Here is a 13,542-nt window from a genome sequence, read left to right on the forward strand (position 1 = left end):
GCCGGCGAAAGAAATCGTAATTCTGACATGTCGCAAGTTTCTAGCTTGCGGCGTGAATCACGAGGAGTGCCGGAATGCGGATTTGGGCGATATGGGGGACGGTGTTTCTTGCGTTTGCTGGCGCAAGCGCGGCGCGGGCCGATGTGAAGATGACCGGCTCTTTCGTCGCCGATGCCGCCTGTCCGGCAACGCAGGCGATCAAGAGCGCCAAGAATCCCGGCAATGTCTCGACCGCGGCTGGTCAGAGTTATGATCTGCTGGCCGGCAACAAGGACGCGCCCACGCACTATCTCATTCGCGTGCCGGGCGCCGATCCGGAGCGCCGCTGGGTCAAGATCAGCTGCGGTCATGTTTCGGGCGACAGCGCGTCGACGATGCCGGCTGCACCGGCGCCTGCCGAGCCGAACAAGCCATCGGCGTCCGGAAAGCCGGAATATGTCTTCGCGCTGAGCTGGCAGCCGGCTTTCTGCGAGACCAAATCCAGCAAGACCGAATGCCGGGCGCAGACCGCCGCCGGTTTCGATGCGACCCACTTCACCTTGCATGGATTGTGGCCGCAGCCGAACGGAAATTTCTATTGCCAGGTCGCGGCAAGCGACAAGGCGAACGACGATCCGGCACACTGGCGGGATTTGCCGCCGGTCACCCTCGACCCGAAAACGCGATCGGAACTCGACCAGGTGATGCCCGGCACCGCGTCCGCACTCGAAAGGCACGAGTGGATCAAGCACGGCACCTGCTACGGCAAGAGCCAGCAGGAGTATTTCTCCGACGCCTTGAACCTGATGCGCGCGGTGAACGCTTCGCCGGTGCGCGATCTCTTCATCAAGAACATCGGCAAGCAACTGACATCCGATCAGATCCGCAGCACCTTCGACGTTACCTTCGGCAAAGGCGCGGGCGACCGGGTCCGCGTTTCCTGCGTGGTCGATCCCTCGAACGGCAGGCGGCTGATCGGCGAGCTGACGCTCGGCCTGACCGGCCCGATCGCTTCCAACGCTTCGCTCGGTGCCCTGCTGCTTGCCTCGGCGCCTACAGCCAAGGCCGGCTGCCCGAAGGGCGCGGTCGATGCCGTCGGGTTCCAGTAAACAGGCCGTACGCGACTGTCGCTTTGCACCGGGGATGGTATGATCCCGGGGGGTATCATTCGCAGGGGGTGGCGATGAGTGGCGTGACGAGCGGCGCGCTGGCGCGGTTGGCGTTCTGGGCCAAGGGCATGACGGCGACCCGCGACGGCCATATGGAGTGGCCGGGCTTTTCCTACACCGAAGTGGAGTGGGCGCGCATGGCCACGCTCGCCAAACCCGTCGACGGCGGCACGTACCAATTGTTCACGCTGGTCAACGCGGCGATCTTCATCGCCATCGCCGCGTTCGGGATATTCTGTATCTTCCTGCCGCTGGCGGCGCTGCTGTTCCCGCTACCGGCCGAAACCAATGCGCTCAAGTTTTCGCTGCTCCTGGCGGCATGCGCCTTGCTGATCATCGGCATCGGCCTGCCTATCTCGCTGCGTCTTTCGACCGCGCTGGTGGCGCCGAAGGCAATGCGGGCCGCACTTGTCGCCGTGCCCGGCGATCAGGCGCTTGCGGCAAAAGTGTCATGGCAGATCAACCGGATCACGCTCGTGCTCTGCGGCCTGCTGGTACCGGGCATTCTTCTGTTCATTGCCTACGACATCGAAGCCGGCCCGATTATTACCGCGTTGAAATGGCTGGCGATCGCGCTGATGGCGGTTTCGGTTGCGATCGGCGCATGGCAGCGGCGCAAACAACCCTGATTGAGCCAATCGCAGGCCAGGGTAGCGTTACGCGCCGGCGCTGCGCTCCGGCCTGGTCCATGTGTTGCGCCCGTCTGCTTCGTTGCCGCCCGGTTCGCCGACAACGCGATCGCGTCCCGTGGATTTGGCCTTGTAGAGACGCTGGTCGGCCAGCGCGAAGAGATCGGCAAGGCAACGGGTCGTCTCGCTGACCGTCGAGATGCCGGCGCTGACGGTAATGTCGAACCGGCTGGTGCTCGCGGACGTCTTGACCGCTTGCCTGACGGTCTCGCCCAGCAGTCTGGCGAGCGGCTGCGGACGCCAGCCGAGGATGGCGAATTCCTCGCCGCCGATCCTGAACAATTGATCGTCGGTCCCGACAAGTTCGCCAAGCAAAATTGCCAGGGCTTTCAGCACCCTGTCGCCCTCGGCGTGGCCGAAGCGGTCGTTGATCGATTTGAAGTGGTCGACATCGATGATCAGCAGGCTGAGCGGCCTGGCGGTCCGCAGGCTGGTGGCCACGGCGGCCTCGCCGTCGCTGTCGAAGCGCCCCCTGTGGAGCAGGCCGGTGAGGCCGTCGCGACCGACATGCTCGACCAGCGCCTCATAGCGCTCGCGATAGGTCAGCGTGTCGAAAATGTCGGAAAGCCCGCGCGGCGCCGGCACCTGCCGCGCCTCGAACCACCTGATATAGGCGACCAGCATGGTGCTGTAGACCAAGGCCGCTGCCATCTTGGCGAACCAGCCGCCGAAAAACACGGCGACCGGCGCACCGGTGACGAAATGCAGCGCCGTGAAAAAACCTGCCTGGTCGAAGGTGAGCACGCACGCAACGGAGACCAGGATGCGGGTGAAAAGCGCCTTGCGCAGATATTTGCCGAGCTTTTCATAGAGCAGGATGATCAGGATGGCGTCGACGAACAGCAGCGTCGTGCCCCACACCATCAGCCAGCCCATCTCGTCGATGAAGCCGATGTCGGGAAGCTTGCCGTCGGGCAGCGGTGCGATGTCGTGCAGGCGCAGGATCAGCACGAGCCCGATCATCAGGCCATTGCCGAGCAGCAGGCCGTAGATCGGCTGGCGGACGGTCGCCGCGTCCTCCTTGATGTAGAGCAACAGAAGCATGACCAGCTTGCCGGAAAACAGCACAGCCGAGCCCGGCGATACCATGCCGAACGGCAGCGCGACGTAGAAGACGCTGGCGAGATAGGTTTCCAGGAAATGCATGACGCCAAGGGCGCAAACAAAGACGCCGAGGCCGATGCGGCCCCTGAACCGGAAAAGCGTGACCATGATGCCGAAATAGAGAACCGCTTCGGCAAAAAGCAGGAAACTGTTCAACACGGCCCGATCTCTCTCCCCGAAATCGCGGCTGCCAGCGATTTCCTATCCAACATTGTTTGACGCGGAATGGTTAACCGGAGCTTTCGCCTGGGTGCCGGCACGAAATGAAGCGGCTAAGCGTTTGTGGGTGCGACCAAATCCGCTTGGGGCCAAAACTGTTTGCCGTTCGGGGCCGCATCGCTTACATAGCCCCCAACTTCCATTCAATCCGACATCAGTCGACTTTTCAGGGAAAGCGCGCGTGGCACGCCAGTTCATCTATCACATGGCCGGCCTCAACAAGGCCTACGGCACCAAGAAGGTGCTCGAGAACATCCATCTGTCCTTCTACCCGGACGCCAAGATCGGCATCCTCGGCCCCAACGGCGCCGGCAAGTCGACGATCCTCAAGATCATGGCCGGCATCGACAAGGAGTGGAGCGGCGAGGCCTGGCTGGCCGAGGGTGCTACCGTCGGTTACCTGGCGCAGGAGCCGGCGCTCGATCCGAACAAGAACGTGTTCGAAAACGTCATGGAAGGCGTCGCGGCCAAGACCGCCATCATCGAGCGCTACAACGAATTGATGATGAACTATTCCGACGAGACGGCGGACGAGTCGGCCAAGCTGCAGGACGAGATGGACCGGCTCAACCTCTGGGATCTCGAACAGCAGGTCGAGATGGCGATGGAAGCGCTCGGCTGTCCGCCCAAGGAGGCCGATGTCACCAAGCTGTCGGGCGGCGAGCGCCGCCGTGTCGCGCTCTGCCAGCTCTTGCTGCGCCAGCCCGATTTGCTGCTGCTCGACGAGCCGACCAACCATCTCGACGCCGAGACGACGGCGTGGCTGGAAAAGCATCTGCGTGCCTATCCAGGCGCGGTGATGATCATCACCCACGACCGCTACTTCCTCGACAATGTCACCGGCTGGATCCTCGAGCTCGATCGCGGCCGCGGTATCCCGTACGAAGGCAACTACACCAAATATCTCGAAGCCAAGGCCAAGCGGCTCAAGCAGGAAGGCCGCGAGGACGATGCCCGCCAGCGGGCGATCGGCCGCGAGCGCGAGTGGATACAGTCCAGCCCGAAAGCCCGGCAGACCAAGTCGAAGGCCCGTATCCAGGCCTTCCAGGATCTGCTGGATGCAGCCGACAAGCGGCGTCCGAGCGACACGCAGATCGTCATTCCGCATGGCGAGCGGCTCGGCAATGTAGTGATCGAGGTCGAGGGCCTGTCGAAGGGCTTTGGCGACACGCTTTTGATCGAAGACCTCGAATTCAAGCTGCCGCCGGGCGGCATCGTCGGCGTCATCGGCCCGAACGGCGCCGGCAAGACGACGCTGTTCCGCATGATCACCGGCCAGGAAAAGCCGGACGCCGGCACCATTCGCGTCGGCGAGACGGTCAAGCTCGGTTATGTCGACCAGAGCCGCGACGCGCTCGACCCGACCAAGACCGTCTGGGAAGAAATCTCGGGCGGCGCCGAAGTGGTCAAGCTCGGCAAGTTCGAGGCCAACACGCGCGCCTATTGTGCGTCGTTCAACTTTCGCGGCGGCGATCAGCAGCAGAAGGTGGGCAACCTGTCCGGCGGCCAGCGCAACCGCGTGCATCTGGCCAAGATGCTGAAGACCGGCGGCAATGTGCTGCTGCTCGACGAACCGACCAACGATCTCGATACCGAAACGCTGGCCGCACTCGAAGACGCGCTAGAAAACTTCGCCGGCTGCGCCGTCATCATCTCGCACGACCGCATGTTCCTCGACCGCCTGGCAACGCACATCCTCGCCTTCGAGGGCGACAGCCATGTCGAATGGTTCGAAGGCAATTTCGAGGATTACGAGCAGGACAAGATCCGTAGACTCGGGCCGGAAGCCGTCAACCCGCACCGCATGACGTATAAGCGGCTGACAAGATAGTCCGTGCGCCTCGTTTAGAATTCTCTGTCGAGTGTCTCTATGAAGTCCTCGGCGAGTTTGGCTGAAGAGAACCGCGCAACTTCCCGGTAGTCGGGGTGGTGTTCTGCCGTCGGTGGCGAGTTAAGGACTATAAACGCGTCGTTCTCTTGAACCACAATGTTGGTCAGATCGACGCTATCGATGGCTGTCGCATTGCGCGCTTGGCAATATGGACACTCGTCGTCACAGGCGCAGGACCAATCAGTAGCCCAATACCTGTGACATTTATAACATCTGTAGTTGTTGAGATACCAAGCCATTGTTAGACCTGACCAAAAACGATCTGACGTAGATCACCTGCGTTATCGCGCTACCTGATATCGACCACGGGACAGGAACCTAAGATATCCCTTGTCGCGAAGAAACTGAAGTTGTTGACGGATTTTAGGTCTAATATTCTGGTTGTTCGGGTAAAGGAGAGCCAACTGTGGCTCAAATGCGTAGGCCTGGTCGATGTCAAATTCGTCTGTGCCGATCGACTCGATACATCGCATGACCTCAACGAGCCATCCCCTGGTGTCATGGGGCGCATCGCGTAGGAACACAGTTCGCTTCCAAGCTGCCAAAACCTCTTCTTTCGAGGTGATCACACCGTTTCTGACAAGGTGGATTCTTCCCGCTTCAGGGACCCGGCTAAGAAGGATATTCGAACCAATCCAGCCGGCGCGGCGTGCTGCTTGGGAGAGCGGCGTCCTGCGTTCTACGATTGCTGGCGTGAAAAAATGTTTTGGGATAACGCAGACGGACTCCACCAGTCGCTGGTTAAAATCGTATTTGAGTAGAAAAAAGTTGGGGTTCGTTGACGAATTCAGCCGCTCGATTTTTCTGCTATACGCACCATTGGCGAGTTTTCTGCCGAACGGTTTCTTTGCGCTTTTTAGTTCGTATTGATCATCGCACTTATCGCAGTAAAAATCGGCACAGGGAGATTTGCCGGAAACTGCGTCAGGCGCGAATTCCCGCAGTTGGGGCAGTACAGCCATTCTGACGCCCACCGCTCCGTCCAGATTCTCGCGCTTTGCGAACCGCTGTCGTATGCTGCTTGAGTCTCTTGGAATCCCATTTTCATGGTCAAAGGGTCTACGCAATATGCGTGAACGTCAATCAACGCATGGCGGCGAGTCGTTATGACGGCACAGAAAGATTCACGGGGCGGAAAGTTAACTTTCAAAACAGGAAAAGACTGGTCCGCCGCCCTCTACCTGAAATTCGAGGATGAGCGCACGCGGCCCGCGCGCGATCTCGTTGTGCAGGTGCCGGTGCCAGAACCGCGCCGGGTGGTCGATATTGGCTGCGGACCGGGCAATTCGACCGAATTGCTGGTCGCGCGCTGGCCGCAGGCGCAAATCAGCGGCTTCGATACCTCGCCCGACATGATCGAGAAGGCCAAAGTGCGTCTGCCCGGCGTCAGCTTTGCGCTGGCGGATGCGGCGGCGTGGCAGCCGACCGAACCCGTCGACGTGATCTTTGCCAATGCGGTGTTTCAATGGCTGCCGGAGCATCCGGCAGTCTTCCAGCGGCTGATGGGATTTTTGGCGCCCGGCGGCGCGCTTGCCGTGCAGATGCCGGACAACATGGCTGAGCCCTCGCACCGGCTGATGCGCGAGACCGCGGCCGAGATCTCGTTCACCGAAAAGCTCGAGCGCGCGGCTCGCGCGCCGCTGCTGCCGGTCTCGTTCTATTACGACCTTCTGTCGCCGTTCTCGGATCGGCTCGATATCTGGCACACGATTTACAACCATCCGCTGGCCGATGCCGAGGCGATCGTCGAATGGGTGAAGTCGACGGGGCTGAAGCCGTTCCTCGATCCGCTCGACGAAGACGAGCGGCAGCTTTTCCTGAAGCGCTACGCGGCCAGGATCAGCGAAGCCTATCCGAAAACGGCAAGCGGCAAGGTGTTGCTGCGCTTTCCCCGTCTCTTCATCGTGGCGCGGCGCGCTGCTTAGGAACTTTTAGACCCTTTCCAGGGACTTGATTTAAGCCGGCATAAACTGGCTAGGTGCAAAAGAGGTTGCGCCGAGCTTTTTGCGGCGCCGACATGAAGCCGCAACGCCTGCGCACGGGACGAACTGAAAATGCATCGCGTCATCATCAGCGGCATCGGCGTTGAAATCCCCGAGGCTTCGATCACCAATGAGGAACTCGTCGCCAGCTTCAACAGCTGGGTGGACATGGAGAACGTCCGCCGCGAGGTGTCCGGCGAGCCGCTGCTGCAGAAATCGGACAGTGCCTTCATCGTCCATGCCTCGGGCGTCCAGATCCGCCATGTCATCGAACGGGAGGGCATCCTCGACCCGACCCGCATGGCGCCGCGCTTCCCGGCGCGGCCCGACGATGCGCTGTCGCTGGAGGCCGAATTCGGCATCGCCTCGGCCAGCAAGGCGCTCGATCATGCCGGGCTGAAGCCAGGGGATATCGACCTGGTGATCTGCTCGGCCTCGCACCATCAGCGGCCCTATCCGGCGATCGCCATCGAGATGCAGCAGGCACTGGGTACGAAAGGCGCCGGTTTCGATATGGGGCTTGGCTGCTCGTCGGCGGCGGCCGCGTTGCACATCGCCGTCAACCTGGTGCGGGCAGGGGCGCACAAACGCGTGCTGGTGTCGACGCCGGAGATCATCACCGGCCATCTCAATTTTCGCGACCGGCAGACGCATTTCATCTTTGGCGACGCTTCCGTGTCGATGGTCGTCGAAGGGCTCGCCCAGGGCGAGAAGCGGCCGGGCCGATTCGAGGTGCTGGATACGCGTACCTGGACGCAGATGTCGAACAGCATCCGCACCAATCTCGGTTATTATACCCGCGCCACCCAGGACGATCCGTACATGATCGATCTGGAAGGCAATCTGATCAAGCAGATCGGCAACAAGGTGTTCAAGGAAGTCACCGTTGCCGGCCACAAATTCATCGTCGAGTTTCTGGCCGAGCACGGGCTGACGCCGCAAGCGATCCGGCGTTTCTGGCTGCATCAGGCCAATGCGCGGATGAACGCCATGATCCTGAAACTATCTTTCGGTCATGAGGTCGACCATGACCGCGCGCCGATGGTGCTGGAGCGCCTCGGCAACACCGCCGCCGCCGGCGCCATCATCGCCCTGTCGGAGAACCATGCCGACATGAAGGCCGGCGACTACGGCCTGCTCTGCGCGTTCGGCGCCGGCTACTCGATCGGCGGCGCGCTGTTGCGCATGCTCTGACTATTTCGGCACGGACGGCACCGGCATCGGAGCGCGCCTGGCAAATCGCATCAGTCCGCTTGATCGGAGCATCAGCGCTTTCGACTGGACCTGATGAGCTGACCGCGGCTAATTGCGCGTATCACGCGAGGCACGAACCCATGCTGGATCTTTTTCCCGAAGCCGAAACTCCGGTCGAGATCGTGGCCGCGCGAAAACTCGCCGCCAGGGTGGCAGCGCTTTACCTCGCACCGTTCGATCATTTCGAGACACGGGCAGTGGACATGTTGCAGCTCGGCTTCGACGGCATCGACGGCGATTTCCACGCCGGCACGACGCGGCGATCCGGCGGGCGGGAACCCTGGTATCCGCGCGGCACCGAGATGCGCAACGAACGGCAATTGTCGATCGTGGCAGCGGACGAACTGGCAATTGTCGCCGAACGGATGGGCATCGCCGAGATCAAGCCGGAATGGATCGGCGCCAATCTCGTGATCGAAGGCCTGCCGCACCTCTCGATGTTGCCATCCGGCACGCTGCTGTTCTTCAAAGGCGGCGCGACCGTCAAGGTCGACGCGCAGAACGGGCCTTGCCGGATCGCGGGAAGGTCGGTCGCCGAGAATGCCGGGATGGCCGACGTCGAGGCCGGCGCGCTGCTGTTCCCGAAAGCGGCGAAGCGGTTGCGCGGGCTCGTCGCCTGGGTCGAGAAACCCGGCACGATCACTGCCGGCGAGGAGATTTCGGTGCGTGTGCCGGAGCAGTGGATTTACCGGGCCTGATTGTTTGCTAGGCAAGCCGGCAAAGCCAGTCAAAGCCGCGCGCGGCGTATTTTGTTCTTGCTTTGTGCCGGCAGCTATGCTACTAATTTCGGTATGGTGCTAATTGGCTCCAACGATCCGCCCTCCGAGGCGGTTTTTTTGTTTCTGGCTTTGAAAGTTCCGATGTTGCCGGCCTGACGTCGGCAGGACAGAGGGGGGCGCCGTAGAACTCGACGCGTGTGTCTGCCATCGCTCTATTCCTCGTCCTCATCATCGAGCAGACGGGTGGCACGCCAGCGGGTTAGCACGATGTTGGTTTGCTCGATGACGAAGAAGCGCGCGGAATCGCGGTCATATCCTTCGGCCAGCAGCTTTTCGTAGTCGGTATGGGCATGGCGAATATGCGCTATCGTCGCCAGCCACACGGCAATGCTCGGTGGCAAGGTCTTCATGTGCACGGCGCCGGCATCGGCACGGATCTTTTCCATGTCGGCATAGGGCGCCAGCGGCAGGAGCGCTGTCAGTGCCTTGGCGATGGCGCGGCGGCGGCCGGTCGGGGCGCTCACTGCCCGTCCGATCTGGACAACTCGTCCCGCCCGGCCATGGTCGCCGCGGCGAAGGCATCGGTCGAGGCGAAGTAGGGCTTGATGTCGATGACCGGCGTGCCGTCGAGCACGTCGATGGCATCGAGATCGATGCGGCCGGTATCGATATCGACGGCAACCAGCCTGGCGACATGCAGCCCAATTGGGTTCGGCCGGGCAGGGGAGCGCAGCGAAAAGACGCCTTTCGGCTCCATGGCATGGCGGGGTTTCTGGATAATCAGTTGCCGCGGCGCATGGTGCAGCCAGGACAGGACGATCACGTGGCTGGCGCGTTCCAGCCCAAGCAGGCCCTCACGATAAAGCGGGTCGATGACCAAGTGCGCCGGCTGTCCCGTCTCCCGCGCGGCCTTCATGTTTTTGGGGCAAGTCTCCCGCGTGATCCAAGGCGAAGCGATGCGGCCGATGAAGACGACATGGCCATCCGGCGGCATCGTTGCCGGGTCGGTTTCCAGGAGCTTTTCGCCGCTGCGCGTTTCGACCATGGGCCTCGCCTCGATGCATCCGGCTTTGCGCGATCCGCTGCGCATGCGTCATTTTCTTGTCCGGAAGCGACATAGCGCTTGCAAGCCTATCAAAACCGACATAAACATATGTTTATATCTTTTCAAAGAGAATGCTCGCATGCATGTCGCTCTCGACACGATGGTAGATACATTGAAGGCGGCTGCCGAATCCAGCCGGCTGCGTATATTGGCGCTGCTGTCGCGCGGCGATCTGACCGTTTCAGATCTCACCGAAATCCTCGGCCAGTCGCAGCCGCGCGTCTCGCGGCATTTGAAATTGCTGCTGGAGGCAGGGCTGATCGGCCGCTACCAGGAGGGCTCGTGGGCTTTCTTCCGGCTTTCGGATTCCGACACGTCGCGCGATTTTGTGCTCAGGCTGGTCTCCGGCATCCGCGGCGCCGATCCGCAGGTCGAGCGTGATCTCGAACGGCTGGCCGCGGTCAAGCGCAAGCGGCAGGACCGGGCTGCCGAATATTTCTCGGTCAACGCCGCAAGCTGGGACCATATCCGCTCGCTGCATGTGCCGGACCGCGCCGTCGAAGCAGCCCTCATCAAGCTCGTCGGCAAGCGGCCGTTCCAGTCGATGCTCGATCTCGGCACCGGCACCGGACGGCTGCTCGAGATCTTTTCGCCGCTCTATCGGCGCGGTATCGGCATCGACATGTCGCGCGAAATGCTGACGGTGGCGCGCGCCAATCTCGACAAGGCCGGCATTTCGAATGCGCAGGTGCGGCAGGGCGACATTTTCGCGCCGCCGGTCGAACGCGACGCCTTCGATCTCGTTACCATCCATCAGGTGCTGCACTATCTCGACGATCCTGCCCGCGCCATCCGAGAGGCGGCGCGTCTGTTGCGCCCGGCTGGCAGGCTGGTGATCGTCGATTTCGCGCCGCACACGCTGGAGTTCTTGCGCGAGGAGCACGCGCATATGCGCCTCGGCTTTTCCGACCGGCAAATCGCCGACTGGTTTTCCGAGGCCGGCCTCGAGCTCGAGGACAGCCAGGAATTCGAACCGCGCGGTGGCAACGAGGCCAAGCTCACCGTCAAACTCTGGCTCGGCCGCGATCGGCGCATGCTGATTGCCGAGCCTTCCAACGACAGACAACCGGCCAATGCGTATCCGATAGGGGAAACCGCCTGATGAACCAGTTCCGCTTCTCCCGCCGTCCCGACATCGGCGACAAGGTCAGGGTGTCGTTCGAGTTCTTTCCGCCGAAAAACGACGAGATGGAAGCAAGGCTGTGGGACACGGTCACCCGGCTGGAGCCGCTCAAGCCGAAATTCGTCTCGGTCACCTATGGCGCCGGTGGTTCGACCCGCGAGCGCACGGCCCGCACCGTCAAGCGCATCCTCAACGAAACGTCGCTGACGCCGGCGGCGCACATGACCTGCGTCGACGCGGCGCGCCACGAGGTCGATGCGGTGATCCGGGAGTTCGCCGATATGGGCGTCAAGCGTTTCGTCGCCCTGCGCGGCGATCCGGCCGAGGGCGTCGGCGCGGCTTACCGGCCGCATCCGGAAGGCTATGCCAATGGCGCCGAACTGGTCGATGCGCTGAAGGGCGCCGGCGATTTCGACATATCGGTCTCGGCCTATCCGGAAAAACATCCGGAGAGTCCGGATTTCGCCACCGATTTCGACATGCTGAAGCGCAAGGCCGACAATGGGGCGACGCGGGCGATCACCCAGTTCTTCTTCGACAACGATCTCTATGAGCGCTATGTCGAGCGGGCACGGCGGGCCGGCATCTACATACCGATCGTGCCGGGCATATTGCCGGTGCACAATTTCACCCAGGTCGCCAACTTCTCGGCGCGGTGCGGCGCCTTGGTGCCGGCATGGCTGGCCGAGCGTTTCGATGGGCTGCAGAACGATCCGCAAACGCATGCGCTGGTGGCATCTGCCGTGGCCGCCGAGCAGGTGCTGGACCTTGTCGAGCGCGGCGTCGGCGATTTCCACTTCTACACGATGAACCGGGCCGATCTGGTCTTCGCCATCTGCCACATGATCGGCATCAGGTCGCACGAAGTCGAGGCTGCGGGATCCGCCGCGGCGTAAGGCGGCAAGCTCCTTTTTGAAATGTCAAAGATCGGGGGAATGCAAAGGCCGGGCAAAATGCCCGGCCTTTTCAATGGTTTGTAATATTCGGTGCTGGTCTTCCCCCGCTCAGCGGCCTTATGGAAGGACGCCCATAATGAGGGCGCCGATGAATGCAAACGCAGCACAAATCATCAATGCGTTGATCGGCCTCGTCAGTCCCATGTCATAGCCTCCTCTTAAGAGCTATGGCGAGAGTCTAGGGTCATTTGTGCCACAGGCAAGCAGAAACTTTGCTGCAATGCGACGAGATTGTGGAATTTGCGACCTGCCGTTTGCCGTTAGGTATTGAAACTCTTGGTCAAAAGCCGGCGTTGGACCTGTGAATAATTTGTGGCGAAGCCGGGGCAGCAACGAGCATGGCAGCGCTACCGCGGCGGAAATCGGAATCGATTTCGAGCTGAGAGTCGGGGAACATGCTCTAACGCCGCCCGAACAAGCGACCGTCGATGGTGACGAGGCCGAGCGCAATCAGCGCCATGCCCGCCAATTCGAACAGTTCGAGCCGCTCGCCCAGGAACAGCAAGCCGAGCAGGATGGCACTGGCCGGCACGATGAGCGTGACCAGCGAGGCGTTGGTGGCGCCGGCCGAGGCGACGAGGTTGAAATAGAGGATGTAGGCGAAGGCGGTCGACAGCAGCGCCAGCGCCAGCACCGCCGCCCATACCGGCGGCGAGGCCGAAAACAGAGTGGCAGCGTCATAGGTGAACAGAACGACCGGGATCATGATGATGGTCGAGCAGGTCAATTGTCCGGCGGCAATGACCGGTGACGGCACACCCTTGAAGCGGCGGGCGATCATCAGCGCAACCGCATAGGAGACCGAGGCACCGATGAGCGCGAATTTCGCCCAGACCGGCCCGCCGAGCCCGGCGACAAGGCCAGGACCGATCATCACCGCCGTCCCCGCGATACCGAGGGCGATGCCGGCAAGCTTGTTCCACGACAGTTTTTCGTCGCTGGTCAGGGCGTTGGCGAGGATCAGCGTCCAGAACGGCGTGGTCGAATTAAGCACCGAGGCGACACCGGCGCCGAGCTCGGTCTGGCCGGCAAAGATCAGCGAGAAAGGGATGACATTGTTGGCGAGCGCCAGCAGGAAAAACAGTCCGGCATGCGGCAAGGCGAGGCGAAACGACGGACCGCGAACCGCAAGGTAGAGCTGCAACGCGGTCGCCGCGATGGCGACGCGAAACAGCACCAGCACCAGCGGAGGGAGTTCCGACACCGCAATGCGGGCAAAGAAGAACGAACCGCCCCAGATGGCGCCGAGCAGCAGAAGCTGGGCCCAGTCCTTGAGCACCATCGGCCCGCGCATCGTGGTGGTGGCAGCTATCGCCATTGGTCGTCCTCCCAGACGAGATGCCTTGCTCTCT

13 protein-coding genes and 1 pseudogene are annotated in these 13,542 nt (G+C 61.8%); 8 read left to right on the plus strand and 6 right to left on the minus strand.

Annotated features, from left to right (window positions below):
- The first annotated feature begins 74 nt into the window (after nt 1-74).
- A complete protein-coding gene (locus tag NKJ84_RS04885; RefSeq protein ID WP_352505571.1) occupies nt 75-1,088 on the plus strand; it encodes a ribonuclease T2 in 1,014 nt (337 codons plus the stop codon).
- A 74-nt stretch (nt 1,089-1,162) separates the two neighbouring features.
- The gene (locus tag NKJ84_RS04890; protein ID WP_352505572.1) at nt 1,163-1,777 is read left to right on the plus strand and encodes a hypothetical protein; all 615 of its coding nucleotides are present in this window, start codon (nt 1,163-1,165) and stop codon (nt 1,775-1,777) included.
- A gap of 27 nt (nt 1,778-1,804) precedes the next feature.
- Here the strand turns inward: NKJ84_RS04890 and NKJ84_RS04895 are convergent, their stop codons facing one another.
- The gene (locus tag NKJ84_RS04895; protein WP_352505573.1) at nt 1,805-3,100 is read right to left on the minus strand and encodes a GGDEF domain-containing protein; all 1,296 of its coding nucleotides are present in this window, start codon (nt 3,098-3,100) and stop codon (nt 1,805-1,807) included.
- A 241-nt stretch (nt 3,101-3,341) separates the two neighbouring features.
- Here NKJ84_RS04895 and ettA point away from each other — a divergent pair, with 241 nt between their 5' ends.
- Nucleotides 3,342-4,991: an energy-dependent translational throttle protein EttA gene (gene ettA, locus NKJ84_RS04900; RefSeq protein ID WP_352505574.1), complete on the plus strand. Its 1,650-nt coding sequence runs from the start codon at nt 3,342-3,344 to the stop codon at nt 4,989-4,991.
- A gap of 341 nt (nt 4,992-5,332) precedes the next feature.
- On the opposite strand, the gene NKJ84_RS04905 is transcribed toward ettA, so the two are convergent.
- Together NKJ84_RS04905 and NKJ84_RS04910 are read right to left on the minus strand one after the other, a co-directional pair.
- Nucleotides 5,333-5,524: a hypothetical protein gene (locus NKJ84_RS04905; RefSeq protein WP_352505668.1), complete on the minus strand. Its 192-nt coding sequence runs from the start codon at nt 5,522-5,524 to the stop codon at nt 5,333-5,335.
- A gap of 96 nt (nt 5,525-5,620) precedes the next feature.
- Nucleotides 5,621-6,099 (minus strand): annotated as a pseudogene (locus NKJ84_RS04910) (DpnI domain-containing protein); the annotation flags it as partial.
- 58 nt (nt 6,100-6,157) lie between these two features.
- Between NKJ84_RS04910 and tam the strand changes: the two are divergent.
- The 3 genes from tam to NKJ84_RS04925 all read left to right on the plus strand — a co-directional run bounded on the left by tam (nt 6,158) and on the right by NKJ84_RS04925 (nt 8,985).
- Nucleotides 6,158-6,976 (plus strand): trans-aconitate 2-methyltransferase, encoded by an 819-nt coding sequence (gene tam, locus NKJ84_RS04915; protein WP_352505575.1) that lies wholly within the window; start codon nt 6,158-6,160, stop codon nt 6,974-6,976.
- Nucleotides 6,977-7,105: 129 nt separating this feature from the next.
- Nucleotides 7,106-8,227 (plus strand): beta-ketoacyl-ACP synthase III, encoded by a 1,122-nt coding sequence (locus NKJ84_RS04920; RefSeq protein ID WP_352505576.1) that lies wholly within the window; start codon nt 7,106-7,108, stop codon nt 8,225-8,227.
- A gap of 140 nt (nt 8,228-8,367) precedes the next feature.
- On the plus strand, nt 8,368-8,985 hold the full coding sequence (locus NKJ84_RS04925) for an MOSC domain-containing protein (RefSeq protein WP_352505577.1): 618 nt from the start codon (nt 8,368-8,370) through the stop codon (nt 8,983-8,985).
- A gap of 233 nt (nt 8,986-9,218) precedes the next feature.
- Here NKJ84_RS04925 and NKJ84_RS04930 read toward each other — a convergent pair whose 3' ends face one another.
- Together NKJ84_RS04930 and tsaA are read right to left on the minus strand one after the other, a co-directional pair.
- Nucleotides 9,219-9,530 (minus strand): DUF2293 domain-containing protein, encoded by a 312-nt coding sequence (locus NKJ84_RS04930; protein ID WP_254819015.1) that lies wholly within the window; start codon nt 9,528-9,530, stop codon nt 9,219-9,221.
- Entirely contained in the window at nt 9,527-10,051 is a 525-nt protein-coding gene (tsaA, locus tag NKJ84_RS04935; RefSeq protein WP_352505578.1) for a tRNA (N6-threonylcarbamoyladenosine(37)-N6)-methyltransferase TrmO, read from the minus strand. The genes NKJ84_RS04930 and tsaA overlap by 4 nt, the downstream gene beginning before the upstream one ends.
- 139 nt (nt 10,052-10,190) lie before the next feature.
- Between tsaA and NKJ84_RS04940 the strand changes: the two genes are divergently transcribed.
- Both NKJ84_RS04940 and metF read left to right on the plus strand, forming a co-directional pair.
- Nucleotides 10,191-11,213 (plus strand): ArsR/SmtB family transcription factor, encoded by a 1,023-nt coding sequence (locus tag NKJ84_RS04940; RefSeq protein ID WP_254819013.1) that lies wholly within the window; start codon nt 10,191-10,193, stop codon nt 11,211-11,213.
- Nucleotides 11,213-12,130 (plus strand): methylenetetrahydrofolate reductase [NAD(P)H], encoded by a 918-nt coding sequence (metF, locus tag NKJ84_RS04945; RefSeq protein WP_254819012.1) that lies wholly within the window; start codon nt 11,213-11,215, stop codon nt 12,128-12,130. Before NKJ84_RS04940 ends, metF begins: the two co-directional genes overlap by 1 nt.
- A 460-nt stretch (nt 12,131-12,590) precedes the next feature.
- Here the strand turns inward: metF and NKJ84_RS04950 are convergent, their stop codons facing one another.
- Entirely contained in the window at nt 12,591-13,508 is a 918-nt protein-coding gene (locus NKJ84_RS04950) for a DMT family transporter (RefSeq protein ID WP_352505579.1), read from the minus strand.
- Nucleotides 13,509-13,542: the final 34 nt, after the last annotated feature.

Source organism: Mesorhizobium sp. M0048 (genome assembly GCF_040323405.1).
In the GTDB taxonomy this organism is placed as follows: domain Bacteria; phylum Pseudomonadota; class Alphaproteobacteria; order Rhizobiales; family Rhizobiaceae; genus Mesorhizobium.